Below are 25,662 nucleotides of genomic sequence, written 5' to 3'. Positions count from 1 at the left end.
ACGGGTCGTAACAGGGCTGGCGTTAAGCTAGTTGAAGGACAAGCGTGGACTTAGGCGTGATAGGGCGTGTAGTAAATGCCGTTCTCGGTCACGCCGACCAGGGCGGCGACGTTCTCCGTGCTTTCGCTGAAGCTGCGCAGGGCGTCGGCGGCGGTGATGCGGTGCTGGTCGAGCAGGTCGAGCCAGTAGGCGGCGCCGGCGGCGTCGGGCGCGCGGTGCAGCACGTTCTGGTACAGGTGGTTGACCAGCTCCGTGTTGCTTGGCGTCGCACCGTACAGCGTCTTGAATTCGCCCGACTGCACGAAGCCTTGCGCCACTTCGATCAGCGACACGCCGCCGTCCATCACGCCGATCCAGTAACCGAGGCCGGCGCGGTCCGGCGTGCGGTCGAAGGCGGCCTGGTACAGGCGGTAGGCCTGGCCGGCGATGCCACCGGCGGAGTCGAGGGCGATCACGCCGTCGCTGAATTCGAGGCGCTCGATGGCGCTCAACTGGTCCGTGCCTTCATCGCCGCTGTTGGCCTTGACGCTGTAGCCGGTCGTGGTTTTCGCGATGGCATAGTCGGCGCTGGCGTGCAGGAAGGCTGCGGTATCGAGCCCGGCGCCGCCACGCAGGATGTCGTCGCCACCCATGCCGTGCAAGGTGCCGCCGACGGCGTTGGCGATGATGGTGTCGTTGCCGTCGCCGCCGAAGGCGTTGCGGATGGTGGTGCCGGCGGCGATGGTCAGCTTGCCGCCGTTGAGGGTGGAGGCGGACGATCCGCTCAGGTCGATGTAGTTGTCGGCGCCCAGCGCGGCGGTGTTGATGGTGTTGTTGCCGCCGTCGCTGTCGGTCAGGATGGCGCGCGCCGGGTTGTTCTTCAACAGCATCGCGAAGTCGTTGGTGTAGATGTAGGTGTCGTCCTTGCTGGCCGTGTGGCCTATCAGGTCCAGCGTCCAGTCGGTGAAGGTGCCGGTGAAGAGGGTTTCCAGGTCCATCACGTTCAGCGACCATTTGCCGGTAGCGGTTTCGCCCCAGTTGAGCACCGTGTCGAAGGTGAAGTGCACGTCGTCCTGGCTGGAACCGTAGGCGCTCAACGCTCCTTGCGATGGGCGCACCATCAGGTAGCTGGTGGTGCCGGAAGGCGAGGTCAGGGCGATCTGCAAATCGCCGATGTAGGAGTGGCTGATGTTGATGCCAACGTCGACCCGCTCGACCACCATGTCGCTGGTGATTTCGATGACGCTGGTGACGCCGGTGGTCGAATCGTCCGGGATCGCCTGGGCGACCTTTTGCGACGCCGTCACTTCAACCGTGTTGGCCACCGTCCTGGCGGCGTTGCCCCAGCTGGCCGCCAGCCGCACCGCCGCCAGTGCATCCACCTGGCCGAAGCCGGTGGTCTGCGTGCCGTAGATGTATTGCAGGCCGCCACCGTTCCAGTCGCCGGCGCCGTTGGCGAAGACGACGCCGTTGCTGTAGTCGGTCTGGTGGGCGGTGTAGGCCAGGATCTGCTGCACGTCGCGATAGCCGAGATGCGGGTTCACCTCAAGCATCATCGCCACGATGCCCGAAACGACGGGCGCGGCAAACGAGGTGCCGTCCGCAAAGGCGAAATCGTTGCTGCTCTCGCCGGCTTGGCCGGTGCGGTCGGTGGTGATGATGCTGGCGTAGTTGTGGTCGCCCGCTCCGCCCGGTGCGGACACCAGGATGGAGGCGCCGGTGGTGCTGAAGTAGGACGAGCTGCTGGCGTAGTCGGTGGAGCCGACGGTGATGATGTAGCGGCTGTTCTGGAAGTTGTGCAGATTGGTGTCGTCGCCGTAGTCGTAGCCGTTGCCGGCCGACTGCACCACCACGGTCCCCAGGCCGTGCCGGCCCTCGGCAGCCAGGTCGCGCAGGGCCTTGAAGGCCGGGGCGAACTCGGGCTTGTTGGCGTTGTCGTAGAACGCCCATTCGGTGCCTGCGGTGAGCAGGTTGCCGTAGCCCCAGGAGTTGTTGAGCACGTCGAGGTTTTTCGCGTACTTGAATGCGTTGGCGATTTCGGTGGGCAGCTGGGCGTTGATCTTGCTGGCGCTGTAGAGCGACACCAGCTGGGCGTCGTAGGCCACGCCGACGGCGCCCTTGCCGTCGCGCGCGGCGGCGATCACGCCGGCCACCAGCGTGCCGTGGTTATCGGTGGTCGTCACGGGGGCGCCGCCGGCCGTGAGCGTCAGGGTAGTGCGGCCGAGGTCGGTACGGACGTTGGCGGCCAGGTCGGGGTGGGACGCATCGATGCCATTGTCCAGCACCCCCACTTTGACGCCCTTGCCGGTGGCCTTGTCCCAGGCGAATTCGGTACGGGTGGTGTACAGGTACCACTCCAGGTCGGCGAAGCCGTCGGTTGGCAAGGGGAAGCCGTCTTCGTCGTCGTCCGTGATGTAGCCGATCGCATTGCGGTCGCTGCCCGTGGTGTCGCCGTTGACGAGCGGGCCGAGCGCAACGCCGAACACGCGCGACGGTTGAAAGTCTTCATTGCCGTAGATCGGCACCGAGACGGTGAGCGAGGTTTGGCCGGGCGAGAACACCACGCTCTTGTGCACGCCCTCGTAGTCGATGCCTTCCAAAGCGGTCTGGTCGTTGGTATCGAAGCGGATTGGGGTGTACAGGGGCGTTGCCTCGGACAGCTTCAACGTGAACTGCATGAACTTGCTGCCGCTGTCGCCTTCCATGACCGATTGCGATTCGATGCTGACGGTCGGTTGGATGATGTCCCGGGTGCCGACAGTTCCGGTGCTGCTGACGGTCATCCATTTCGAAAAAGGTCTGCCATCGCGAATTTCGTAGCCGCCGTCGATGCTCAAGTCTTTCGCGGTGTATTCGGCCACCACAAGCGAGACGTAATACGTTCCGCTCGGCGGGGCGCTGAAATTCACGATCTTGTCGATATCGAGTAATTCCTGACCCGATGTCAGAGCGCCATTGCCCGGGAGCAGCGCCACGGTCGCCATGCGATAGCCGTCTTTGACCGAAGTCTCACTCCACGGAAAGCTGGTCGCCCACAGTTCCAGCCGCACTGTGCCGGTGCCGTGGGTGGACAGATTCTTGACTTCGTCCGCAGTGATATGAATCGTGCCGGGTTTGGTGTCGAAGTCGTAGTGGAATTTGCCGATCAAATCTATATCGCTCATGGAATCTGCCATTGGGAAACATGGCGGCATTGTAGTATTTTTTGCAATTCAGAATCAATAATATTTCTTAATTGCAGTTAAAATTGCTCCAAAGATGGCGGCCAAAAGGTGGGATTGCCACACCACGGCCACGTCGGGCGGCAGGTCTGACCAGCCGGCGGCGTAGCCCAGCGCTTCGGCGGCGATCTTGGCGGCCAGGGCTGCGCCCAGCACGACCAGCGCCACGCGGGCGCGCGGGCCGGCGCGCGGCCACAGCGTGCCGGCGGCCAGCACCACCAGCAGCACGGCGATGCCGGACGCACCCCGGTAGTACTGGCAGTCCGGCGCCAGCAGCAGCAGGCCGGCGGCGATCAGCGGCGCGGTCAGCGCCAGGATGCCGCACAGGCGCCGCCAGCCGAGGGCGGGCAGCACCACCGCGCCGGCAGCGGCGGTGGTGGCGAAATCGATCAGCGCGTGCTGCGCCGAATAGTGCACCAGGTGGCAGGTCCACAGTCGCCACACTTCGCCGGCGAGGACAGCGTGGCGGTCGAACTCCAGCAGTTCAGGCGCGGCGTCGAACGGCATAGGCGACGCCGCCCAGCAGGGCTGCCAGCGCGAGGCTGATCCAGCCCATGCCGCCGCCGCCCTTGTAGCCGGCCTTGTTCTCGACCTGGTAGTTGGTGTGGTCGTTCTTCACGCGTTCGCGGAAGCCGTCGAGCTGCGCCTGCAGTTGCGGCACCAGGTCGTCGACCGCGCGCTGGTAGCCGGCGTCCTGCGCGGCGCGGGCTTTTTCGGTGAAGCCGGCCGCCGTGGCGCTGCCTTTCACCCGGCTCACGCCCGGTGCGCGGAACAGCAGCTTGCCGCTGGCCACGTCGAAGACCGAGGCGTCGAGCATGGTCTGGATGTCGTACTGGTCGCCGTTGATGACGTAGGCGCCGACGATGGTCCAGTACAGCACGGACAGCGCATTGCTGTCGTTGAACTGCACCTGGTCGTAGGACAGCAGGGCGATCACTTCGACGTCGAACATGCGGCCGACCTGCTGCAGGTTGTCGAAGCCGCCCTTGGCGCGCAGGTACTGGGTCGGGATGATCTCGATCTTGCCGATGTATTCGTGGCGGGCGAAGGACTCGCGCACGCGCTCCAGCAATTTCATCTTGCCCGCTTCCGGCATGGCGCTGTAGCCGCCGCCCGGCACGAAGGCGATGCCCACCTTGACCGGCGGCCGCAGCTTGACCACCGACGGCGCCAGCGCCGGCGCGCTCTTGGCGTCCGGGTAGAGGTAGTCGACCACGCTGCCGGTGTGCTGCTGCGTGCGCGGGTTGTGCCAGAAGGCGCAGCCGCCCAGGCTTGCGGCCGCGATCAACAGCATCAGGGTTTTAAGATAGCGCATGCTTGGCTTCCTCTCGTTCCGACATTTTGATCAACTGTTGGGTGGTGATGGCGTTCGTCAGCGGCAGCACGATGTGGATCACCATCAGCCACCACAGGCTGCCGCTGAGCACATAGCCGGCGGCGAACAGCAGCGCCGAGAGGATGCTGAGCGAGAACTGCATCGGACTCTTGTAGCCGTGCGCCGCGCCGTAGGCCAGGCCGGACAACAGCACCGTCGGCCAGACGCCGACGTAGGGCGTCAGCGCCAGCAGCAGGAAGCCACGGTACAGCAGCTCCCAGCCGGCGCCGATGAACAGCACCAGCAAGCCGAACAGGCGCAGCGCCGACGGCGTGGTGGGCATGCCGCCGTCGCGCGATCGCTGCAGCAGGGTGGCGCGTTTGTCGGACGCCATTTTGCGCGTGGAGATGTAGTTGGCGATCAGCAGCGCCGCCATGGTGGCGCTGGCGGCCAGCAGGCACCACAGCGGCACGCCGGCTGCGGGCAGGGCGAGGCCCATGTCGGCGGCGGCGTAGCCGTTCCGCCAGCAGATGAACAGGAGCGCCAGCAGCATCAGGCCGATGTCGCGCATCGAGAGCAGGTAGCGCTGCTCGATGGTGCGCTTGGGGCCTTGGCGCGGGCGGATGCTGCGGTACAAACGTTGGGTCGGCAGGACCAGGACCAGATAGAACGCCAGCGCGAGATCGAGCATAGGAGAATAATCGTTATGACAAGAATTTCCGATTATACGTTACGAAATTATCAATCCCCAAGCGCCGGCGTTGCGGGTACTAGTTGATGCTGCATGCGGTATCGTCGCACTGCACCTGTGGCTGCGGCCCGGCGGCTTCCGCCACCAGCTGGCCGATCAGGGCGCCGACCTGCATGTCCTCGGCGCGGCCGAAGTGGCTGAGGCGCAGCCGCCCCTGGCGATCGATCAGTATCAGCGTCGGCGTGCCGCGCAGCTGGTACTCCTCCATCGTCAGCGGGATCGGGCCGTGGGCCGACGGCTGGTCTATCGCCACCGGGAAGTCGATGCGGTATTCATGCACAAAGGCTTCCAGCGCGGCGCGGTTCATCACCGCGTGGTGCTCGAACACCGAGTGCAGGCCGAGCACCGCCACATCCTTGGCGTCGAAGGTGGCGCGGATGTTCCTGGCCTGCGGGATGCCGTGCGATACGCAGCCGGGGCACAGCATCTGGAAGGCGTAGATGGCCACGACCTTGCCGCGCAGCTGTTTCAGCGACAGCGGTTTGGCGCTGTTCAGCCATTCCGCGACCTGGAGTTCGGGGGCGATAGGGAACATGGCCGCTCCTTATTTGGCGCGCAGTTTGACCGACGGGAAGTCGACCGGCACCTTGAACGCCACGTTCACGTAGTTGGTGAACAGGTTGAGCGCCACGTGGGCCAGGATCTCGACGATTTCCTCGTCGTTGAAGCCGGCGTCGCGCAGGGCGGCCACGTCTTCGTCGGCGATCTGCGCGCGGTTGTTGACCACGGCGACCGCGAAGCGCAGGGCGGCGGCGGTTTTCGGATCGGCCGACTGGCCGGCCTGGGCGGCGCTCATTTCTTCGGCGCTGGCGCCGGCCTTGCGACCGAGTGCGGTGTGCGCGGCCAGGCAGTATTCGCAGTCGTTGCGGTCGGCGATGGCGACGGCGATCTGTTCGCCGAGCTTGGCGTTGATGACGCCACCACCCAAGGCGCCGAACGAGCCCCACATGGACTTCAGCGCGGCGGTCGAATTGGCGACGGCCTTGAACATATTCGGCGTGGCGCCGAAGGTGCCCTGGATCTGGGCCAGCAGCTGCTGGCGTTCGCCGGTGGTGTCGGCAGGGGTAACGAGAGCGATACGGGATGCGGTAGGCATAATAGGACTCCTAATTAAATTGGTCAAAAAAAGGTTGAGGAAATTACGCAAACACTTTCCAGTTGCGCGCCTTGGCGACCGGATCGGCCGGTTCGTGTTCAAGGCAATCCATGCGCAACAGCGGCACCGACAGCGGCGCATTCACCAGATTGCAGTGATGTGGAGCCGGCTTGCCCGGATGCGCGTTCGGTTCGAAGAACCGGCACGACAAACAGGCACGCATTTCGGGAAAGCGTTCCGTCTTTTGCAACTGCGCGATCAGTTTGAACAAACCGGTGAGCAGCTCCGCCTGTTGCGACGCAGGCAAAGCGGCTGCGGCTTGCTCGGCAAAATCCAGAGCGCTGCCGATACGGGCCGCCATTACCGCACCTTCCGCCGTCAGGAAGAGTGCAGTGGCGCGGCCGTCATCTTCCGCCCGCGCCTTGTACAGCAAACCCTTGGACACCAGGGCCGATACCGAATCGCTGGCACTGGCCGCGCTGATCGACAACTGCGACGCCAGCCAGGACAAGCGCACCCCGTGCTTGCGACCCTGCAGTAGCTGCAGCATCTCGGCCTGGGTGGGATTGAGGTTTTCGGCGGTGGCGAACTCCCACATACCGGAGCGCATCACACTGGCGATGCGTCCGATCGAGGTGACGATGCGCGCCGAAACATCCGGCGTATCGTGCCACTGCTGGTTGAATTTGGTGTCCATGCTGCGTATTATACGCAGCTTTTTTGAATTAACAAGGACTCCTAATCAAATTTTTAGTGGGGCTGGTTGAGGTAGGAGTCGCCGACCAGGCCGCGCCGCGTCGCCAGCACCACGGCGTGGGTGCGCGCGGTGGCGCCCAGCTTGTCGAACAGGCCCTTGACGTGGGTCTTGACGGTGCCCACGCCGATGCCCAGTTCGCGCGCGATCGACTTGTTGCACTGGCCCTGGGCCAGCAGCTGCAGCACGTCGGTTTCGCGGCTGGTCAGGCCGATGCGGGTGAAGCTGTCGGCCACGCAGCGGCTCAGTTCCGAACTCAGATAGCGCATGCCCCGGCTCAGCGTGCGCACGGCGATCAGCAGTTGTTCCGGATCGGCGTTCTGCAGCAGGTAGCCGTGCACGCCGGCCATCATCGCCGTGCGGACTTCCCATTCGCGTTCGAGCTGGGTGACGATCAGCACGCGCGGCTGGTGGTCGCTGTGGTGCGGGGCGTGGGCGCTGCGGCGCATGTGTTCCAGGCCGCTGCGGTGGTCGACGACGATGACGTCGGCGTTCGCATGGGTGGCCGGATCGGCGCCGACCGTGGCGATGTGCATGTCGCCGTGCGCGCCGAGCAACGTGGCCAGGCCGGCGCTGACGATGGGGTCCGCATGCGCGATCAGCACGCGGACCTGGTCACCCTGCTGGATGCCGGAGTCGGCGCCGGTGCCGCTGCCGGCGATGGGGGCCTGTGGCCAGGAACGGTTATCCACTCGCATGTGTCTCTCCTAAAAATGAAAACTGCATCAATCGCTATCGATCGGGTCCGGCGGCACGATCAGACGGCGCCGCCCGAACAGGCGCGCGTCCACCGAATAGGCGCCCGCGTCCAGCAGCGCCAGTGCAATCGCCGTCACCGTGGCGATCATCAGCGCCGCCGCATGCGGCCAGTCGGCGTGCATCAGGCACGCCACATGGAACATGGCGCCGACCAAGGAGGCCACCGGCGTCAGCGTGCCGGTCATCAGCGCCAGCACCAGCAGCGCCACCAGCACCGCCGGCCACCAGGGCGTGACGCCGCCGCAGCCGCTTTCCATCAGTAGCTGCAGACTGACGGCTGCCCTTAACATCAAGAGACCGACTCCCGCACTTCCGCGCGGGAAACTGGATGTGAATCCTCGCATAAGCATAAGATTAAGGTTTTCGCACGCTTTTGCCACGCCCCGATCCGGGAGTACCTCCCTACCCAGATGGAGGTATAGGCAAACGCTTGCACTTGTGTCATGCTAGCCGGCAGATGTCAGAACTTTATTCGCGAGTAGCCCCATGAACCCGTCGCCCATTACCATCCTGAGCGTGGATGACCACCCCATGTTCCGCGAAGGCATAGCCAGCGTCATCGCCGACGAGAGCGATATGCGCGTGGTGGAAGAGGCCACCAACGGCGTGCAGGCGGTGGAAGCCTACCGGCGCCTGCAGCCGGACGTCACGCTGATGGATATCCAGATGCCCGACATGAACGGCATCGACGCGACCATCGCCATCCGCAGGGAATTTCCCGGCGCCCGCATCGTGGTGCTCACCACCTACGAGGGCGACGTGCTGGCGCAGCGCGCGATCACGGCCGGCGCTTGCGGCTACCTGTTAAAGAGCATGCTGCGCAAGGAGCTGCTGGCGACCATCCGCTGCGTGCACGAGGGCCGGCGCAGCATACCGGCGTCGGTGGCCAGCGGCATCGCCGAGCATTGGCACGAGGGAGCGCTCAGCAAGCGCGAGGTGGAGGTGCTGCAGCTGGTGGCCGGAGGCCAGAGCAACAAGCGCATTGGCATGCACCTGGCGATTTCCGAGGAGACGGTCAAGGTGCACATGAAGAGCATCCTGTCCAAGCTGAACGCCAGCGACCGCACCCACGCCGTGACCATGGCGATCGAACGCGGCATCCTCGACCTGCATTCCTGCGGCCTGGTACAGTAGTTCTATCGTGTTCTAAGCGGCTTCCCGCATCAGCCAGCGGCGCAGAGCGCCGCGCCGGCGTTCATACACCGCCCCTGCGGGAGCGCGCAGCTCCACCACCGTGCCCATGCTCGGCCGGCACCACAGGGCCAACGTGGCGTCGATCTTGGCCGCCCGTTCGCGCATGCCGATCAGGCCCCAGTGGCCTGGCAGTTCGCCCGCGTTCAATACTTCTTCCGGTATGCCGCCGCCGTCGTCGCGCACCTGCAGCGTGAAGTAGTCCTGCGCGTAGCCCAGTTCCAGCTCGATGCGGCAGGCGCCGGCGTGGCGGAAGGCGTTCAGCAACGCCTCGCGGCCGATGTGGTACAGGTGCTCGCCGGCCGGCTCCTTCAGCGCCGCCAGCTGGCCGGTGACGATCAGCGCGAAGTCGGCCGCCTGTTCCTCGCGCAGCTGCTGTCCCAGTTCGCTGAACAGGCGTGGCAGGTCGTGCTGGTACAGCGTGACGGTGCGCAGGCCGCTGACCTGGTTGCGGCCTTCGGCCAGCACCGTGTCGGCCTGGTTCAGTATCTTCTCCACCAGCTTATAGGCCTCGCCGTCCGCCGGCAGGCGCTTGAGCAGCGTCTGCACGCGCAGCATCAGCCCTTGCACGCTTTGCAGGAAGGTGTCGTGCAGCATGCGGGCGATGCGTTCGCGTTCATCGGCGCGGTCTTCCAGCCGCCGGCGCAGCTGCATGGTCACCTGCTGCAGGCGCCAGCGGTAGGCTGCCCACAGCAACAGGCCGGCGGCGACGGCGCACAACAGCTTGAACCACATGGTTTCGATGAAGGTGGGCGGAATGCTGAAGGCCAGCTCCGCTTCCTGCGGGTTCCAGACGCCGTCTTCGTTGGCCGCCATTACGCGGAAGCGGTACTGGCCGGGATCGAGATTGGTGTAGAAGGCCTGGCGCCGCGCGCCGGGGTCTTGCCAGTCGCTGTCGACGCCGTCCAGGCGGTAGCGGAAGCGCACGCGTTCCGGCACGCTCAGGCTCAAGGCCGTGTAGTCGATGCGCAGGTTATTGGTGGACTTGGGCAGCGTCAGTCCGGGCAGGGGGCTGAAGTGCTGCTCGCCGATCGCCAGTCCCTGCACCAGCACCGCCGGCGGCACCGGATTGCGCACGATGCGCGACGGGTCGATCCAGTTGATGCGGTTGGCGGTGGCCATCCACAGCAGGCCGTCGTCGCCCAGCACCAGCGACGGCATGGGCCGCAGTTGCGAGGCCGCGCCCAGCAGGCCGTCGTGGGCGTCGAAGCGTTCGAATTCGACCTCGTGGCTGTGCTGGCGCTGGATCAGCGCCACTTGCTCCGCGCTGACGCGGCTCAGGCCCTCGGTGCCGAACAGCCACAGGTCGCCGCGCGCGGTGCGCACGATGCCGGACACGCCGCGGAAAGTTTCGCCCTTGCGGCCGTGCAGCGGGATGAAGCGCTCGCCGTCGAACCAGGCCACGCCGCGTTCTCCGCCGGCCCACATCTGGCCGTTGTGGCGGTACATGGTCAGCACGTTGCCCAGCTCCACGCCTTGCTCCGCGCTGAAGGTGACGACCTTGTCGCCGCTGATGCGCACGATGTGGTTGCGGATATAGCCGGCCCACAGCACGCCGTTGCCGCCGTCCGCCAGGCAGATGGGGAAAGGGTCGGCCATGCCGGGCATGTTCGCGGGCAGGGCGGGCTGGCGGCGCCACTGGCCGTCCTTCAGCAGGTACAGGCCTTCGCGCACGATGGAGACCCACAGGCCGCCATCGGGCGCGCGGCTCATGGCCTGCACTTCGTAGCTGCGCGCTTCCGGCGGTAGCGGATAGCGTTCGATGCGGTCGCCGCGGTCCTTGGCGGTATTGCGGTCGTTACGCTTGCTGTTGACGCTCCACACCTCATCGTCGTTGCCGGCCCAGAGCACGCCGTCCGGATCGCGGTACAGCGCCGAGACATCGCCCGACAGCATGCTGCGCCGCTCGCCCTCCGGTCCCAGCGCATGCAATGCGCCGGTGCGGTCGCCGGCCCAGACGCCGCCGCCGGCCGCCGGCGCGATGGCTGGATGATTGAAAATGGTTTGCAGCGGAAGGGTCAGCAGGCGGTTGCGGCGGAAGCGATTCAGCCCGGCCGAGGTGCCGATCCAGACGTTGCCTTCGCGGTCCTGGAAAAAACTCTGCGGCAGGCCGCCGTTGAGATCCTGCTGCAGCGCGGCCTCGCTGTTGCCGGCGTTGCGCCGCTCCATGCCGCCGGCGCGGAACAGCCACATATTGCCATCGCGGTCGTAGTACATATTATTGCCGGCCAGCGCGGGCCTTGCCGCCGCGTCGCCTTCGGGCGCCTCCGGCTGCATGCGGTAGTAGCTGTCGACGTCGGACGCCCATATCGAACCGTCCGGCGCCTGCGCCAGCGCGCTCAAGTCGCCGTGCGGCCACGCCGGCCGGAACGGCGAGGCGCCGTCGGCGCGGCTGTAGACGCCGCCTTGCATGGCCACCCATTGCCGCCCGCTGCGGTCGAACAGCACCTGGCGCGCACGCCGTTTCGGCAGGCCGGCGTCGGCGCCGACGGTGACGAAACGCTCGCCGTCGAAGCGCGCCAGGCCGTCGCGCGCGGCCACCCACAGCTTGCCGTCGGGCGCGCGCGCGATGCTGGTGACGGCGCCGGCCGGCAGGCCGTTGCCGGCGGCGTAGTGGCTGGCCTGGCCGTGGCGAAAGAAGCTGATGCCGCCGCCGGTGCGGTAGCCGACCCACAGGCCGCCTTCGGGCGGCGCATACAGCGTGCGGACATTGGACGACAACAGGGCGTGGCCGCCGACGCTGTCCATGCGCTCGTAGCGGCGGCCGTCGAATCGGTACAAACCGGTGCCGGTGGCGAGCCACAGCCAGCCGTCGCTGGTTTGCGCGATATTGAGGATGTCGACCGGCGCGCTATCGAGCGCGCTCCAGGCGGTGTGGGTGTATTGTTCCTGCAGGCGGGGCGCCGGCTGCTGCGCGGCTGCCGGGCCGCAGCACATCAGGCCGAACCACAGCAGGCCGCACGAGGCTGCAGCATGCAGGAGCAGGGTTGCGCGTGCAGTCGTCATCTGGTCATTTTAGCATTGATCCAACACCTATTGATGCGCAAGTTGGGATCCCCCAAAAGAGAGGGAAGCACCCGATCAATACCGGTGATGCCGGAAGCCGGCGACCTCTTTACACTGTGGGTACGATTCACCTACCGGAGCTATGCCAAATCATGAAAATGTATATCGTATCGGTGGCCGTCGGTTTGCTGGTGGGCCTGATCTACGGATTTCTGAACGTGCGTTCGCCTGCGCCGCCGGTGATCGCGCTGGTCGGCCTGCTGGGCATGCTGCTCGGCGAGCAGTTGCCGCCGCTCCTGCGCCAATTGTGGCAGCCCGAAGCGCCGAAAGTATCGTGGCTCAAAGACCACGTCAAACCACACTGTTTCGGTCAGCTGCCGTCCGCGCAGAAGTCCGATGAAACCAGGAGTACCTGATGCAACAAACGCCCGACCTGATTCTCCACCGTGGCCTGTTCACCACGCTGGACCGCAGCAACCCGCATGCCGAAGCGGTCGCCATCAAGGATGGCAAATTCACCCACGTGGGCCGCGCCAACGAGATCATGGCGCTGGCCGGCGCCAACACCAAGATCATCGACCTGAAAGGCAAGCGCGTGCTGCCTGGCCTGATCGACAACCATTGCCACATCATCCGTGGCGGCCTGAATTTCAACCTGGAGCTGCGCTGGGACGGCGTGCGTTCGCTGGCCGACGCCATGGCCATGCTCAAGGCCCAGGTGGCGATCACGCCGGCGCCGCAGTGGGTGCGCGTGGTGGGCGGCTTCACCGAACACCAGTTCGCCGAGAAGCGCCTGCCGACCATCGAGGAACTGAACGCCGTGGCGCCCGACACGCCGGTGTTCATCCTGCACCTGTATGACCGCGCCTTGCTGAACGGCGCCGCGTTGCGCGCCGTGGGCTACACCAAGGACACGCCGGAACCGCCGGGCGGCCAGATCCTGCGCGACGGTTCCGGCAATCCTACCGGCCTGCTGCTGGCGAAACCGAATGCGGCCATCCTGTACTCGACGCTGTCGAAAGGCCCGAAACTGCCGCTGGAATACCAGGTCAACTCGACCCGCCACTTCATGCGCGAGCTGAATCGCCTGGGCGTCACCGGCGTGATCGACGCCGGCGGCGGCTTCCAGAACTATCCGGAAGACTACCAGGTGGTGCAGCAACTGGCCGACGCCAACCAGCTGACCATCCGCATGGCCTACAACCTGTTCACGCAGAAGCCCAAGCAGGAAAAGGAAGACTTCCTGAACTGGACGCAGGCGGTGAAGTACCAGCAGGGCGACGACTACTTCCGCCACAACGGCGCCGGCGAGATGCTAACCTTCTCGGCAGCCGACTTCGAAGACTTCCGCCAGCCGCGTCCCGATATGCCGGAATCGATGGAGGACGACCTGGAAGGCGTGGTGCGCGTGCTGGCGCAGAACCGCTGGCCGTGGCGCATGCACGCCACCTACGACGAAACCATCAGCCGCGCGCTGGACGTGTTCGAGCGTGTGAACCAGGACATTCCGCTGGAAGGCCTGAACTGGTTCTTCGACCACGCTGAAACCATCTCCGACCGTTCGATCGACCGCATCGCCGCGCTGGGCGGCGGCGTCGCCGTGCAGCATCGCATGGCATATCAAGGTGAATACTTCATCGAGCGTTACGGCCACGGCGCCGCCGAAGCCACGCCGCCGATCAAGAAGATCATCGAAGCGGGCGTGAAAACCTCGGCCGGCACCGACGCCACCCGCGTGGCTTCCTACAATCCGTGGGTGTCGCTGGCCTGGATGATCACCGGTAAAACCGTCAGCGGCGCACAGCTTTACCCGCGCGCCAATTGCCTGGACCGCGAAGCTGCGCTGCGCATGTGGACCGAGAACACCACCTGGTTCTCCAACGAGGAGGGCAAGAAGGGCCGCATCCAGGTGGGCCAACTGGCCGACATGATCGTGCCGGACAAGGACTACTACGCCTGCGCCGAAAGCGAGATTTGGGACTTGAGCTCCGAGCTGACCATCGTCGGCGGCAAGGTGGTGTACGCGGCCGGCGCCTTCTCCAGCCACGACACGCCGCCGCCGCCGGCCATGCCGGATTGGTCTCCGGTGCGCCGTTTCGGCGGCTACGCCGGCTGGGGCGAGAAGCAGGGCACCAGCCGCGCCGCGCTCAAAGAACTGGAGAAACGCCAGTTGCAGCAGAAGCGTGAACGCGAACAGCAGGCCGCCGCCTGCGGCTGCGCCAACAACTGCAATGTGCACGGCCACCAGCACGCCAATTCGTGGGGCAGCAAGGCGCCGGTGTCGGACCTGAAGAGCTTCTGGGGCGCGCTGGGCTGCGCCTGCTGGGCGGTATAGACAACGTCATTCCGCCCATTGGGCGAAATGACTTCCCGCGCAAGCGGGAATCCATGCTGAGTATGGGCTCCCGCTTGCGCGGGAGCGACGCGCATACGGAGATCGAATGAATCGAAATTTATTATCTGCGCCATGGATACGCTGGGTATGCCTGTTGCTGCTGTGCGCTGCGTATCTGCAGGGCGGCATCAACAAGCTGAGCGACTTCAACTCGGCGGTCGGCGAGATGCAGCATTTCGGCCTGTCGCCGGCGGGGCCGCTGGCCGCGCTGGTGATCGCGCTGGAACTGGGCGCTTCGCTGGCCATCCTCTGCGGTTATTACCGCTGGCTGGGCGCCGGCTTCCTCGGCGTGTTTACGTTGATGGCGACCTTCGTCGCCAACCGATTCTGGGAGATGTCTGGCATGGAGCGCTTCATGGCCGCCAACAGCTTCTTCGAACATTTGGGCTTGACCGGCGCTTTCCTGCTGGTGGCCTGGCTGGATTTACAAAAGGGTAGTAATGGAACGCGGTGATATCAAACAAGGCGTGGCGCTGGGCTTCCTGGCCGGCTACGTCGACACGCTGGGCTTTGTCGGGCTATTCGGCCTGTTCACCGCCCACGTGACAGGCAACTTCGTGCTGATCGGCCGCGCGCTGATCGAGCCTTCGCAGGCGATCGCCATCAAGCTGATGGTGTTCCCGGTGTTTATCCTGTTTGTCGCGCTGGCGCGGCTGGCGATATTGCATTGGGATCGCAGCGGCAGCAAGACCCTGCGCAACAGCTTCCTGTTCCAGCTGTTCATGATGCTGGCGACGGTGGTGTGCGCGTGGCAGGCGGCGCCGGTGGTGGAAGCCTCGGCGCCATTGACGCTGCTCACCGGCGCCTTGTGCGCCGGCGCCATGGCGGTGCAAAACGCCTACGGCAAGCTTTTGCTGGGCAAGACGGCGGCCACCACCGTCATGACCGGGAATGTGACGACGCTGGTGATCGAGTTGGTGGATTCGCTGCGCGGCGACAAGGACGCCATCGCCCGCTGCAAGAAGCTCACCTGGCCGGTGCTGGCGTTTGCCGCCGGCTGCATGTGCGGCGGCGTGGCGTTTGTGCTGACCGGCTTCCACGGCCTGCTGCTGCCGTGCGCGATGCTGGTGTGGCTGGCCGCTACAGCCAACGACTAAATCGTAATAATGCCGCGCTTGAGGGCGATCGTCACCGCATGGGTGCGATCGTTCGCGGCCAGCTTGGCCAGCACATTCTTCATGTGCGCTTTCACGGTTTCCTCGGAAATCGACAGGCGCTCGGCGATGCGGCGATTGGAATTGCCGCTCGCCGCGTGATTCAACACTTCCATCTCGCGCGAACTTAACGGCCCCTGGCCCATGTGCTGGGCCAGTTCCATCGCGATCTCCGGCGGAATGCGGCGCTGTCCCATGTGGACGCCGCGCACGGTGTCCAGCAACTCCTTGCGCAGGGTGCTCTTCAACAGGAAACCGGCGGCGCCGCCCTGGACTGCGCGCAGGATCTGCGCGTCGCCCTTGTAGGTGGTGAGCATGACGACGCGGGCGTTGTTATGCTCGCGCCGGATCTCGTGCAGCGCCGCCACGCCGTCCATCTCCGGCATGGCGATGTCCATGATGGTGACGTCCGGCCGCAGGCGCTGGTAGGCGTCCACGGCCTCGCGCCCGTTGCATGCTTCGCCGACCAAGGCCATGTCGCCCTGCGAGGAGATAGCCTCGCCCAGGCCAGCGCGCAGCAGCGGGTGGTCGTCGACAACCAGCACGGAGATGGGGCGAGGGGAGGTACTCATACCGCTCATTGTGGCCATGTTTGCTGACACCAAACTGACTAGCGCAACTGGCTATAGGCTACCGGCACCCACTGGTAACCCTTGCCGCTGCTGCGCAAGTGGCCCAAGCCCGGGAAGGACAGGTGGGCGGCGCCCACCAGCGTGCCGTCCTTGGCCAACGCCTGGAATACCTTGGCGCGCGCGGCGGCGGCGGCTTTGGCGTCGCTGTCGAAGCCGATCGTCATTTCCGGATGTTCCAGCTGCACGGCGGCGACGTGGATCAGGTCACCGGCCAGCACCAGCTTCTTGCCCTTGCTCTCCACCGTGTAGATGGTGTGGCCCGGCGTGTGGCCGTAGCTGGAGGTGGCGCGCACGCCGGCCGCCAGTTCGGTGTCGCCGCTGAACGGCTTCAGGCGCTGCGCGGTGGCGTATGGCGACAGCGAGGCGACCGCGCCCTGGAAGAAGCCCTTGCTGTCGGCCGGCGCCTGGTCCTGGTTGGCCTGGCTGAGCCAGAAGTCGGTATCGCGCTTGTCGGCACGAACCACGGCGTTCGGGAACACGGTCTGGCTGTTGGCCGCCAGGCCGCCCACGTGGTCAGGATGCAGGTGGGTCAGGTAGATTTCATCGATCTGCTCCGGCTGATAGCCCGAAGCCTTGATGTTGGCCAGCAGCTTGCCGAGGGTAGGGCCGAACAGGCTGCCGGCGCCGGCGTCCACCAGTATCAGCTTGGCGCCGGTGTTGATCAGGAAGCCGTTGACCGACGCTTCGGTCGGTGCGCTCTGGAAGTTGCGTTCCAGCGCCTTGACGGTGACGGCGGCCGGTTGGTGCAGCAGTTTGTCGAACGGCAGGTCGACCGTGCCGTCGCTGATGGCGGTCACTTCAAAGTCGCCCAGCACGATGCGGTGGAAGCCCGGCGCATTGGTGCCGGCCATAGGCGCGGCGGCGTAGGCGGGGGCGGTTGCGGCCAGCACCAGTGCGGCCAGGAGTGGTTTAATTTTCATGATGGTGTCCTTAACAATTCGTCGATAGAGCGCAGTATGCAGCTTTGCAAAAAATGGCACAATACGCAAAAAAGCAAATGCTCTTTGCGAAAAACGCAAACATGAGGAAAGAATGATCGATGGCTTGAAGTGCTTCATCACCGTAGTGGAACTGGGCAGTTTGTCGAAGGCGGCGGTGCAGCTTGAAATGGCCGTGTCCTCGGTGTCGCGCCGGATCGATGGACTGGAGCAGGAGCTGGGCGCGCGCCTGCTGCTGCGCAGTTCTCGCCAGGTGATCGTGACCGACGCCGGCGAACGCTTTTTGCCGAGGGCCCGCAATATACTGGCCGAACTGGCGGACGGCAAGAGCGCCGTACAGGAACTGGACAGCGAACCGCGTGGCCTGCTGACGGTGACCGCGCCGGCCGCCTTTGGCCGCCTGCATGTGGCGCCGGCCATTGCCGAGTTCCTGCAGCAGCATCCGCTGATCGAGGTGGACCTGCATGTGAGCGACGAAGTGGTGGATTTGTCGGCGCGTCGCGTCGATGTGGCGGTGCGCGCCGGCGTGCTGCCGTCCAGCGACCTGGTGGCGACGCATCTGGCGGGCATGAACCGTGTGGTCAGCGCCAGTCCTGCGTATCTTGAGCGGCACGGCTGGCCAACCTCGCCCGAGGATCTGCTCAACCATCAATGCCTGACGGTGAATGGACGTGTGCCGCCGCGCGGCTGGTGGCGCTTCGAAGGAGTGAATGACAACCAGCCCTTGCCTGTAAAGGGCAAGCTGCGTTGCGACGATACCGACTCGCTGCTGCACGCGGCCATCTGCGGTGCCGGCATCGTCCATCTGGCGAACTGGCTGGCGAGCGACGCCATCGTCTCCGGTCAATTGGTGCCGGTGTTCCCCATGCTGCCGGTGGAGCGCGGGCCGCATCCGCCGCGCCGCGATCCGGGCGAGCCTGCGATCCACGCGGTGCACATGCCCGGCCGATCCAACCAGGCCAAGGCGCAGCTATTGATACGTCATTTGAAGGAGTATTTCGGCAGTCCCGCTTACTGGGACCTGGCGATGGAGGCTGCCGGGGCGGGCGAGCGCCGCGCCCCGTGAGGTATTCAGGTGGACGGGATCAGTCCCAGTCGCCGCCACCACCACCGCTATCACCGCCGCCGCCACCGCCACCGCCACCGCCACCGCCGCCGGCATCATCCCAGCCGCCGCTGACGCCGAAGTCGTTGCCGCCCATGTCGTCGCGGCGCAGCAGTTCATTTTGCGCGGCCGGATCGTCGTAGACGACGTCGTTGCGCGGCTGGTCGTGATTGGAAGAGCCGTGGTTGCCGGTGAACTGGCGTGCCAGCGCTTCAGCGGCTACAAAGCCTGCGCCCACTGCCGCACCCGTCGCCAGGCCGCCCATGATGCGCGAACCCATGCCCGGTTGGCCCGGCTGAGGATAACCCGGCTGGCCATAGCCAGGCTGGCCGTAACCTTGCTGTTGCGGGAAGCCGCCGCCTGGAGGATAGCCCGGCGCCGCGCCAGGGTTATAGCCGGCCGGGTCGAAGCCGCCGTTAGGCGCCTGCTGCTGGCGGCGCTGCATGAAACGGGTCGCCAGCCAGATAAAGCCGGCCAGCCCGGCACCAATGATCAGGATGCCGCCCCACGAGAAGCCGCTGCTCTGCGGTGCATTGGCGTAACCACCGTTGCCGTAGTTGGCACTGCCGTTACCATTGGCCGCGCGTGGCCGCTGCTGCTGCGAATAGTTGACCTTCTGGCCTTCCGCCAGCAGGGTGCGCAGCTTGGCCAGCGCTTCAGGTTTCACTTTCGGCAGGCCGGGCGACAGCTGCTCGGCTTTGGCCAGCGAGGCCTGGGCGGCCACGAACTGGCCTTGCTTGGCTTGCAGTTCGGCTTCGACAAAATAGGCAGTGGCGCTGTTGGGGTGGGCTTTCAGCACCTGGTCCATCATCGATTGCGCTTCAGCGTATTTACCTGATTCGGCTGCGACATACACGTCGTGAATGGTTGGCTCGGCGGCAAAGGCCGGCGACGCCAACGCCAGGGCGGCGGCCAGCATGGTGGTGCGGACGATGGTTCGTGCCTTAAATTGATGGTTCATGTCATACCTCCAGGTCGAGACAGGGCCTCAGATGATGCCAGTTTATGCCATTTTCAAGGGGATGGCCGTGCGTTGCAACACAGAGTCGCGCGACGCGGCGATACTGGCCGCCACCATCTCGGCGGTGGCGGCGCACAGCGTCCAGCCGAGATGACCATGACCGGTGTTGTAGTAGACGCCGGGCGCCTTGCCGGGGCCGACGCGCGGCATCAGGTCCGGCATCATCGGGCGCAGGCCGGCCCATGGCGTGAGGGTGCGCGTGCTGACGTCCGGGAAGTTCTGTTGCACCCATGTGGTCAGCGGCGCGATGCGGTCGGCGCGGATGTCGCGGTTATAGCCGTGGAACTCGGCCGTGCCGGCCACGCGCAGGCGGTCCTCGCCGAGGCGGCTGCAGACCAGCTTCACCGTGTCGTCGACCAGGCTCACTTGCGGCGCGGCGGCGCGGCTGGTGTCGTCCTCCAGATGGACGGTGACAGAATAGCCCTTCACCGGATAGACGTTGACGCGGTCGCCTAGTTGCGCGGCCAGTGCGCGGCTGGCCGCGCCGGCGCAGATCACCACGGCGTCGTAATCGGTGACGACGGCGCTGTCGTTGTGCAGCACGGTCACGCTGACGCCGGCGCCTGATTCGGCACCGCTGCTGAGCTGCACCACCTCCTGATTGAAGCGCAGTTGCGCGCCGAGGCGCTGCGCGGCCTGCGCCAGGCCGGTGGTGAATTTGTGGATGTCGCCGCTGCTGTCGCTTTCGGTGTAGTGGCCGCCGTAGTAGCGGCCTTGCAGCGCCGGCTCCAGCGCGCGGATCTCTTCCGGCGTTACCGCGCGGCGCGGCAGGCCGCCACGGGCCAGCAGCTTGCTGACCGCGACCGCGTGGCCGAACTCCGCACGGTCGCGGTGCAGGTGCAGGATGCCCTTGCGCTGCAGGTCGAACTGGATGCCTTCATCGTCGGCCCACTGGAACAGGTGATCGCGCGCGGCGACGGCCATGCGGGCCAGGGCGATGGTGTTGTCGTGATATTGCGGCATGGCGCCGATAAACTCGGCGAACCAGGACAGCTTGTGCCAGGTCGGCAGCGGATGCACCAGCAGCGGCGCGTCGCGGCGCAGCATCCATTGCAAAGCCTTGGCGATATTGGCGCGGTGGTTCCACACCTCGGCATTGGAGGCGGACAGCTGGCCGCCGTTGGCATATGAGGTTTCCATCGCCGCATAGCGATGGCGTTCCAGCAGGGTGACGGCGAAGCCGCGCTTGGCGAGGGCATAGGCGGTGGTCACCCCGGTGACCCCGCCGCCGATAATAGCGATGGTTTTCATGATTTGCATGGCAAGCTTACAAGAAAACCATCGCCGTATAAACGACTATTTATGCTTTCTGTTGTTTGCGGCGCTGCGCCGCGATGTAGCGGTCGATCACGGTCGGCAGTACGGTGAGCGGCACGCCGCAGCTGGTGACCAGCGCGTCGTTGAAACCGGCCAGGTCGAACTTGCCGCCCAGCGCGGCCTTGGCGCGCTCGCGCTGGCGCAGGATCTCGTTATGGCCGACCTTGTAGCCGCAGGCCTGGCCCGGCGATACCGAGTAACGATCGATCTCGCTGGTCATGGCTTGCTGGCCGCGACCGGTGTTCTCGACTAGGAAGCGGATCGCCTGTTCGCGCGTCCACTGCATGGCGTGCAGGCCGGTGTCCACCACCAGGCGGCAGGCGCGGAACTGCTGCGCCTGGAGATAGCCGATCTGGCTGAACGGATCGTTGGCGTAAAGGCCGAATTCATCGACCAGCTGTTCCGAGTACAGCGCCCAGCCTTCGATGAAGGCGTTGAAGCCGATCAGCGAAGAGATCAGCGGCAGCTTCTCGTGGTGCTCGGCCAGGTAGGCGCCTTGCCAGGCGTGGCCCGGCAGGCCTTCGTGCGCGGTCAGCGTGGCGATTTCCGACTTCGGCCACAACGTGGTCGACTTCAGGTTGATGTAATAGATGGCCGGACGCGAACCGTCGAGCGAGGCGAAATTCATATAGCCGAGCGGCGCGCCGGCTTCGATATCGGTCGGCACGCGTTTGATCAGCAGCGGCACCTTCAGGTCCAGGCGCGAAATCTCCGGCATCAGCTTGCGCACCGCTTGCACGCGGTCGTTGCAGTAGGCGATCAGCTCCTCGCGGCCCTTGTCGTTGTCGGCGTAGAAGCGCTGCGGGTCCTTGGAAAGCGCCAGCAGGCGCTGGCCCACGGTGCCGTTGGTGATGCCCTGTTTTTTCAGGATGGCGTCGATGCGCGACTGCAGCTGCTTGTTCTGTTCCAGGCCGATGGCGTGGATCTCTTTCGCGCTGCGGGTGGTCGAGGTGCCGAGGCGCAGCGCCCACTCGTAGTAGGCCGCGCCGTCCGGCAGGCGGTGCACGCCGGCCACGCTGGTGGCTTTGGCTGAGGCTTGGTCGAACGCCGCGATCTGGCGTTCCAGCGCCGGATAGACCGAACCTTCCACCAGTTTCAGCGCGCGGCCATGCCAGTCGCCGGCGATGTTCTGCTTTTGCGTGCGCTCGGTGATCGACGACACCAGCTTTTGCTCGGCCGCTGCAGTCTTGCGGAAGTCCTGCAACTGGGCCAGCGCGGTGCGGCAGATGAAGTCCGGCGGCGCGATGCCTTGGCCGGCTTGCTCGGCGATGCGCGCGGTTTCCTGGTCCATCATGCGGGCCAGGGCGGCCACGCGCTCGAGGTAGGCTTCCGCATCGGCGGCGTTGGCGATCTGGTGCTGCGAGTCGAGGAATTCCGGGATGCGGGTCAGGGCGCCGTCCTGCTGCGTGACCGGGAACGGCGCGGTGCCGCCATAGAAACCGCTGGCCGCACCGCCGAACGGGAAGCGCAGGCCGGCGATGCCCGATTCGGCCGCGTACGCGACCGAATCGTACAGGGTTTGCGACTCGGCGCTCAGGGCCTTGCGGTCGACGGTGCGCAGGCGCGCGTGGATGGCTTTGACTTCGGCGGCCCATGCGGCGTCGCCGGCCGGTGACTGGTCTTCCAGCTGCGACTTCAGCGCGGCGCGCGCGTCCTTGTCCAGACCGAGGCCGGTGGCGGAGGTCGGCGACAGGCGCAAGACTTCTTCGGCGATATCGCTCAGCAGTTTTGAGAAATTGGCGTCGGCGGGGTTGCCGGTGGCGGCGATGGACAGGCCGGGCAGCGCGCCCACGGTGGAGGCGGCGAGGGTGGCCAGCAAGAAGTCGCGGCGGTTGTGAGTCATGGCATCCTTTGTATAGGTAGGGTAAAGAATCAGCGCGTCGCTGACCTTAGCCTGTCCGTCGCGGGGATGTCAATGTCTTTCAGCTATCCTTGCCGAACCTGAGTTTATAGCGGGCCGCCAGTTCCTGCAGCACGTCCACCTCCTGGCGCGGCAGGGCCAGCGCCACGTGCATGTCGGGGCGCACCAGGTAAGCCGCGTCCCGTAGCAGGCCCGCGTGCGCGGCCGCCTCGCTCCACGGCCAGGCGTGCAGCGGCAGCTTGAGGGCCTGGGCGGCGGCGGCCAGTAGCGGGTCGGTCTGGCCGTAGACGTGCAACTGCCAGTCCAGCGATTGCAGGGGCGCGAAGTTATCGAAGGGTAGCCACGGCAGCCGGTCGCCACCGATGACTTCGCCCGCGCGGCCGGCGCTGAGCGGGCTGTCGGGATAATGGATCATCACCTGCGACAAGGTCTTGAACAGCGTGCGCCGCGCCGCCGCGAAGCCGCTCAGCACCGGGAACACATGCGGCAGTAGCCAGCTGCGCAACAGCTGCCCGCCAGTACCTTGTGCCACCAGCAGACGGAAGGCGCGGTCGGTGGTGGCCACCAGCTTGCGCGCGAAGACGATGCGCTCCGCTTCGTAGGTGTCGAGCAGCGCGGGATCGGCGCGGCCTTGCAGCACGTGCGCCAGTTTCCATGCGAGGTTGATGGCGTCGCCGATGCCGGTGTTCATTCCCTGGCCGCCGGCCGGACTGTGGATGTGGGCGGCGTCGCCGGCCAGGAAGCAGCGGTCGATGCGGAAGTGCGAGGCCACGCGGTGGTGCACGCGGTAGGTGGAGAACCAGTTCACTTGTTCCACCCGTATGCCTAGCAGCGGCTCCAGCACCGGGCGCACGGCTTCGAAGTCGGGATCGGGCGGCGCGCCGTCCGGCAGGATGCCGATCAGGCGTTGCATGCCGCGCGAGCGCACCGGCAGCATCAGGGCGAAGGTGTTGGCGCCCAGGTGGCCGATCAGGTCCTGGTTGGGTGGACCGGAGGTCTGCACATCGGCCACGTAGTACAGGTGGTCGTAGGTGCCGCCGGCGAATTCCATCCGGAGCGATTCGCGCACACGGCTGCGGGCGCCGTCGCAGCCGCACAGATAGGTGCTGCTGCTGGCGTGGCGCTCGCCGTCTTGCTCCAGCACCGCGCGCACGCCCCATTCGTCCTGGGTGAAGGATTCCAGCTCGGTGTTCCATTCCACTTCCACGCCTTCGGCCTTGAGCTGGGCCACCAGGAAGCGTTCGTGGTCGTCCTGCGGATAGGCCAGCACGAAAGGGTAGGGACTGAGGCCGGCGCCGATGTCCTTGAGCGGCAGCTCGGCGATGTCTTCGCCATGCTCGCGCAAATGGATGTTTTCTATCTTGATGCCCTGGTTGAGCACCGCTTCGGCGAAGCCCAGCTGGCGGTAGAACTCCAAGGTGCGGGCATGCACGGCCATGGCGCGTGAGGCCTGGCCCGGCCCGCTGCTGGTATCGATGATGCGGACAGCAATGCCCCGTCTCGCCAGCGCAATGGCAAGCACCAAGCCGGTGGGTCCGGCGCCGACGATGAGCATTTGGGTAACCATGAAAACAGTCTACCGCCGTCGTGGAATGCGGTGCGCGCAATTGGTGACCACGGATTTCGTGGCGCTGGTATGATGAGTTACTCTTTACTTAACTGTTATTCATAGCCGATGAGCGATTTTACAACCCGTCGTGCGCTGCTGCTGGCGCTGGTCACCACTCCCTTTGCCCGCGCTGCGGAGTTGCTGGACCAAGCGCCCGGTGCACCGGTTCCCACGCCGACCGCGCTGCTGGCCGCGCTGGAGAAGCAGTCGGGCGGGCGGCTGGGCGTGGCGGCGCTGAACATGGCCGACGGCCGCCAACTGCTGCACCGCGCCGACGAGCGCTTCCCCTTGTGCAGCACCTTCAAGACGATGTTGTCCGCTGCGGTGCTGGCGCGCGAGCCGGCGCTGTTGAAGAGGCGCATCCGCTACACGAAGAAGGATCTGGTGCCGAATTCGCCCGTCACCGAGCAGCACGTGGCCAAGGGCATGACGGTGGCCGCTTTGTGCGAAGCGACGCTGCAGTATAGCGACAACGCGGCGGCCAACCTGTTGATGAAGCAGATCGGCGGGCCGGCTGCGGTGACGACCTATGCGCGTTCGATCGGCGATGCGGACTTCCGCCTGGAGCGCTGGGAGACGGAGTTGAACAGCGCGATACCGGGCGATCCACGCGACACCACCACGCCGCTGGCGATGGCGAAGTCGCTGCACAAGCTGGTGCTGGGTGACGGGCTGCCTGCGACGCCGCGCAAGCAGCTGAAGGACTGGATGCTGGGGAACACCACCGGGGACACGCGCATCCGCGCCGGCGTGCCTGCCGGCTGGCCGGTGGCCGATAAGACCGGCGCCGGCAGCTATGGCACGATCAACGACATCGCCGTGATCTGGCCATCGGGGAAGGCGCCCATCGTGCTGGCGGTGTATCTCACGCAGCCAGGCAAGGACGATAAATGGCGGCCCGAGTTTCACGGCGAAGTGGCCAAGGTCGTGATCGACGCCTTCCGATGAAAGAGCTCAAGTTCGACATCTTCGGCGCGCACATCCTGGTGACCGGCGCCTCGGGCGCGTGGCGTGCGTTCTACTTCGGCAGCGAAGGCAAGCGCCGGCCGGCGGACTTCGTCATTCCCGGCGATGTGCCGGAGCCGGAACTGTGCGAATACCTGGCCGACCTGTTCCACGAAAACGCAACGCCGCGCCACAGCACCGCCACACAACTATGCTGAAAACCTACCATGGCGGCTGTCACTGCGGTGCCGTGACATTCGAGGCCGATATTGATCTGAGCCAGGGCACCTTGCGCTGCAACTGCTCGATTTGCGTCAAGGTGCGCTACTGGCCGGCGATCATCAAGCCGGAAGCCTTTCGCCTCAAGACGGGCGAGGGCGAGCTGACGCTGTATCAGTTCCTCACCAAGACCGACAAGCACTTGTTCTGCCGTCACTGCGGTGTGCGCTCGTTCGGCATCGGCCGTTCGCCGCGCTGGGGCGAGTTTTACTCGGTGAATGTCACCTGCCTTGATGACGTCAGCGCCGAGGAACTCGCCAACGCGCCCATCACCTACCTGGACGGGAAAAACGATAACTGGGAAACGCCGCCGGCCGAAGTGAGGCACCTCTGA

25 protein-coding genes are annotated in these 25,662 nt (G+C 65.6%); 9 read left to right on the top strand and 16 right to left on the bottom strand.

The window, feature by feature from the left end:
- Positions 1 to 50: 50 nt before the first annotated feature.
- The 9 genes from ACXZ1M_RS02010 to ACXZ1M_RS01970 all read right to left on the bottom strand — a co-directional run bounded on the left by ACXZ1M_RS02010 (position 51) and on the right by ACXZ1M_RS01970 (position 8,165).
- Positions 51 to 3,143, bottom strand: coding sequence for a S8 family serine peptidase (locus ACXZ1M_RS02010; protein ID WP_459051565.1), 3,093 nt, complete (start codon positions 3,141 to 3,143; stop codon positions 51 to 53).
- 54 nt (positions 3,144 to 3,197) lie between these two features.
- Entirely contained in the window at positions 3,198 to 3,707 is a 510-nt protein-coding gene (gene rrtA, locus ACXZ1M_RS02005; RefSeq protein WP_459051564.1) for a rhombosortase, read from the bottom strand.
- Complete coding sequence (gene rhlP, locus ACXZ1M_RS02000; RefSeq protein WP_459051563.1) at positions 3,685 to 4,515, bottom strand: rhombotarget lipoprotein; 831 nt, start codon at positions 4,513 to 4,515, stop codon at positions 3,685 to 3,687. The genes rrtA and rhlP overlap by 23 nt, the downstream gene beginning before the upstream one ends.
- Positions 4,502 to 5,206, bottom strand: a complete 705-nt coding sequence (locus ACXZ1M_RS01995; protein ID WP_459051562.1) for a CPBP family intramembrane glutamic endopeptidase — start codon at positions 5,204 to 5,206, stop codon at positions 4,502 to 4,504. The genes rhlP and ACXZ1M_RS01995 overlap by 14 nt, the downstream gene beginning before the upstream one ends.
- A 79-nt stretch (positions 5,207 to 5,285) precedes the next feature.
- Complete coding sequence (locus ACXZ1M_RS01990) at positions 5,286 to 5,801, bottom strand: redoxin domain-containing protein (protein ID WP_459051561.1); 516 nt, start codon at positions 5,799 to 5,801, stop codon at positions 5,286 to 5,288.
- A 9-nt stretch (positions 5,802 to 5,810) separates the two neighbouring features.
- The gene (locus ACXZ1M_RS01985; protein ID WP_459051560.1) at positions 5,811 to 6,362 is read right to left on the bottom strand and encodes a carboxymuconolactone decarboxylase family protein; all 552 of its coding nucleotides are present in this window, start codon (positions 6,360 to 6,362) and stop codon (positions 5,811 to 5,813) included.
- Between the two features lie 43 nt (positions 6,363 to 6,405).
- A complete protein-coding gene (locus ACXZ1M_RS01980; RefSeq protein ID WP_459051559.1) occupies positions 6,406 to 7,059 on the bottom strand; it encodes a MarR family transcriptional regulator in 654 nt (217 codons plus the stop codon).
- A 53-nt stretch (positions 7,060 to 7,112) separates the two neighbouring features.
- Complete coding sequence (locus tag ACXZ1M_RS01975) at positions 7,113 to 7,814, bottom strand: LuxR C-terminal-related transcriptional regulator (protein WP_459051558.1); 702 nt, start codon at positions 7,812 to 7,814, stop codon at positions 7,113 to 7,115.
- A gap of 27 nt (positions 7,815 to 7,841) precedes the next feature.
- Entirely contained in the window at positions 7,842 to 8,165 is a 324-nt protein-coding gene (locus ACXZ1M_RS01970; protein WP_459051557.1) for a hypothetical protein, read from the bottom strand.
- Between the two features lie 196 nt (positions 8,166 to 8,361).
- Between ACXZ1M_RS01970 and ACXZ1M_RS01965 the strand changes: the two genes are divergently transcribed.
- On the top strand, positions 8,362 to 9,009 hold the full coding sequence (locus ACXZ1M_RS01965; RefSeq protein ID WP_459051556.1) for a response regulator: 648 nt from the start codon (positions 8,362 to 8,364) through the stop codon (positions 9,007 to 9,009).
- 12 nt (positions 9,010 to 9,021) lie between these two features.
- Here ACXZ1M_RS01965 and ACXZ1M_RS01960 read toward each other — a convergent pair whose 3' ends face one another.
- Positions 9,022 to 12,072 carry a ligand-binding sensor domain-containing protein gene (locus ACXZ1M_RS01960; protein WP_459051555.1) on the bottom strand — a complete coding sequence of 1,017 codons (3,051 nt, stop codon included), beginning with the start codon at positions 12,070 to 12,072 and terminating at the stop codon, positions 9,022 to 9,024.
- Between the two features lie 152 nt (positions 12,073 to 12,224).
- Between ACXZ1M_RS01960 and ACXZ1M_RS01955 the strand changes: the two genes are divergently transcribed.
- The 4 genes from ACXZ1M_RS01955 to ACXZ1M_RS01940 all read left to right on the top strand — a co-directional run bounded on the left by ACXZ1M_RS01955 (position 12,225) and on the right by ACXZ1M_RS01940 (position 15,564).
- Positions 12,225 to 12,488, top strand: a complete 264-nt coding sequence (locus ACXZ1M_RS01955; RefSeq protein ID WP_373987620.1) for a DUF1427 family protein — start codon at positions 12,225 to 12,227, stop codon at positions 12,486 to 12,488.
- A complete protein-coding gene (locus ACXZ1M_RS01950) occupies positions 12,488 to 14,407 on the top strand; it encodes an amidohydrolase (RefSeq protein WP_459051554.1) in 1,920 nt (639 codons plus the stop codon). Before ACXZ1M_RS01955 ends, ACXZ1M_RS01950 begins: the two co-directional genes overlap by 1 nt.
- Before the next feature lie 106 nt (positions 14,408 to 14,513).
- Positions 14,514 to 14,921 carry a DoxX family protein gene (locus tag ACXZ1M_RS01945; RefSeq protein WP_459051553.1) on the top strand — a complete coding sequence of 136 codons (408 nt, stop codon included), beginning with the start codon at positions 14,514 to 14,516 and terminating at the stop codon, positions 14,919 to 14,921.
- Positions 14,908 to 15,564: a YoaK family protein gene (locus ACXZ1M_RS01940; protein ID WP_459051552.1), complete on the top strand. Its 657-nt coding sequence runs from the start codon at positions 14,908 to 14,910 to the stop codon at positions 15,562 to 15,564. The genes ACXZ1M_RS01945 and ACXZ1M_RS01940 overlap by 14 nt, the downstream gene beginning before the upstream one ends.
- Here the strand turns inward: ACXZ1M_RS01940 and ACXZ1M_RS01935 are convergent.
- Positions 15,561 to 16,193 carry a response regulator transcription factor gene (locus ACXZ1M_RS01935; protein WP_459051551.1) on the bottom strand — a complete coding sequence of 211 codons (633 nt, stop codon included), beginning with the start codon at positions 16,191 to 16,193 and terminating at the stop codon, positions 15,561 to 15,563. The genes ACXZ1M_RS01940 and ACXZ1M_RS01935 overlap by 4 nt on opposite strands.
- A gap of 38 nt (positions 16,194 to 16,231) precedes the next feature.
- The gene (locus ACXZ1M_RS01930; RefSeq protein WP_459051550.1) at positions 16,232 to 17,173 is read right to left on the bottom strand and encodes an MBL fold metallo-hydrolase; all 942 of its coding nucleotides are present in this window, start codon (positions 17,171 to 17,173) and stop codon (positions 16,232 to 16,234) included.
- A 112-nt stretch (positions 17,174 to 17,285) separates the two neighbouring features.
- On the opposite strand from ACXZ1M_RS01930, the gene ACXZ1M_RS01925 reads away from it, so the two are divergent.
- The gene (locus tag ACXZ1M_RS01925) at positions 17,286 to 18,257 is read left to right on the top strand and encodes a LysR family transcriptional regulator (RefSeq protein WP_459051549.1); all 972 of its coding nucleotides are present in this window, start codon (positions 17,286 to 17,288) and stop codon (positions 18,255 to 18,257) included.
- Between the two features lie 19 nt (positions 18,258 to 18,276).
- Here ACXZ1M_RS01925 and ACXZ1M_RS01920 read toward each other — a convergent pair whose 3' ends face one another.
- The 4 genes from ACXZ1M_RS01920 to ACXZ1M_RS01905 all read right to left on the bottom strand — a co-directional run bounded on the left by ACXZ1M_RS01920 (position 18,277) and on the right by ACXZ1M_RS01905 (position 24,062).
- Positions 18,277 to 19,257 carry a tetratricopeptide repeat protein gene (locus tag ACXZ1M_RS01920; protein ID WP_459051548.1) on the bottom strand — a complete coding sequence of 327 codons (981 nt, stop codon included), beginning with the start codon at positions 19,255 to 19,257 and terminating at the stop codon, positions 18,277 to 18,279.
- Positions 19,258 to 19,299: 42 nt separating this feature from the next.
- Positions 19,300 to 20,568, bottom strand: a complete 1,269-nt coding sequence (locus ACXZ1M_RS01915) for a D-amino acid dehydrogenase (protein ID WP_459053958.1) — start codon at positions 20,566 to 20,568, stop codon at positions 19,300 to 19,302.
- 49 nt (positions 20,569 to 20,617) lie between these two features.
- Positions 20,618 to 22,477 carry a DUF885 domain-containing protein gene (locus tag ACXZ1M_RS01910; protein ID WP_459051547.1) on the bottom strand — a complete coding sequence of 620 codons (1,860 nt, stop codon included), beginning with the start codon at positions 22,475 to 22,477 and terminating at the stop codon, positions 20,618 to 20,620.
- A gap of 79 nt (positions 22,478 to 22,556) precedes the next feature.
- On the bottom strand, positions 22,557 to 24,062 hold the full coding sequence (locus ACXZ1M_RS01905) for an FAD-dependent monooxygenase (RefSeq protein WP_459051546.1): 1,506 nt from the start codon (positions 24,060 to 24,062) through the stop codon (positions 22,557 to 22,559).
- A gap of 108 nt (positions 24,063 to 24,170) precedes the next feature.
- Here ACXZ1M_RS01905 and bla point away from each other — a divergent pair, with 108 nt between their 5' ends.
- Genes bla through ACXZ1M_RS01890 form a run of 3 tightly spaced genes read left to right on the top strand, consistent with a single transcriptional unit; the run spans position 24,171 to position 25,662 of the window.
- The gene (gene bla / locus ACXZ1M_RS01900; RefSeq protein WP_459051545.1) at positions 24,171 to 25,052 is read left to right on the top strand and encodes a class A beta-lactamase; all 882 of its coding nucleotides are present in this window, start codon (positions 24,171 to 24,173) and stop codon (positions 25,050 to 25,052) included.
- Entirely contained in the window at positions 25,049 to 25,267 is a 219-nt protein-coding gene (locus ACXZ1M_RS01895; protein WP_459051544.1) for a DUF7661 family protein, read from the top strand. Before bla ends, ACXZ1M_RS01895 begins: the two co-directional genes overlap by 4 nt.
- Complete coding sequence (locus tag ACXZ1M_RS01890; protein WP_459051543.1) at positions 25,261 to 25,662, top strand: GFA family protein; 402 nt, start codon at positions 25,261 to 25,263, stop codon at positions 25,660 to 25,662. Before ACXZ1M_RS01895 ends, ACXZ1M_RS01890 begins: the two co-directional genes overlap by 7 nt.

The sequence above is a fragment of the Duganella paludis genome (genome assembly GCF_054461335.1).
The sequence above is the reverse complement of the archived record's forward strand: the minus strand, read 5'-3'. Positions and strand labels throughout refer to the sequence as shown.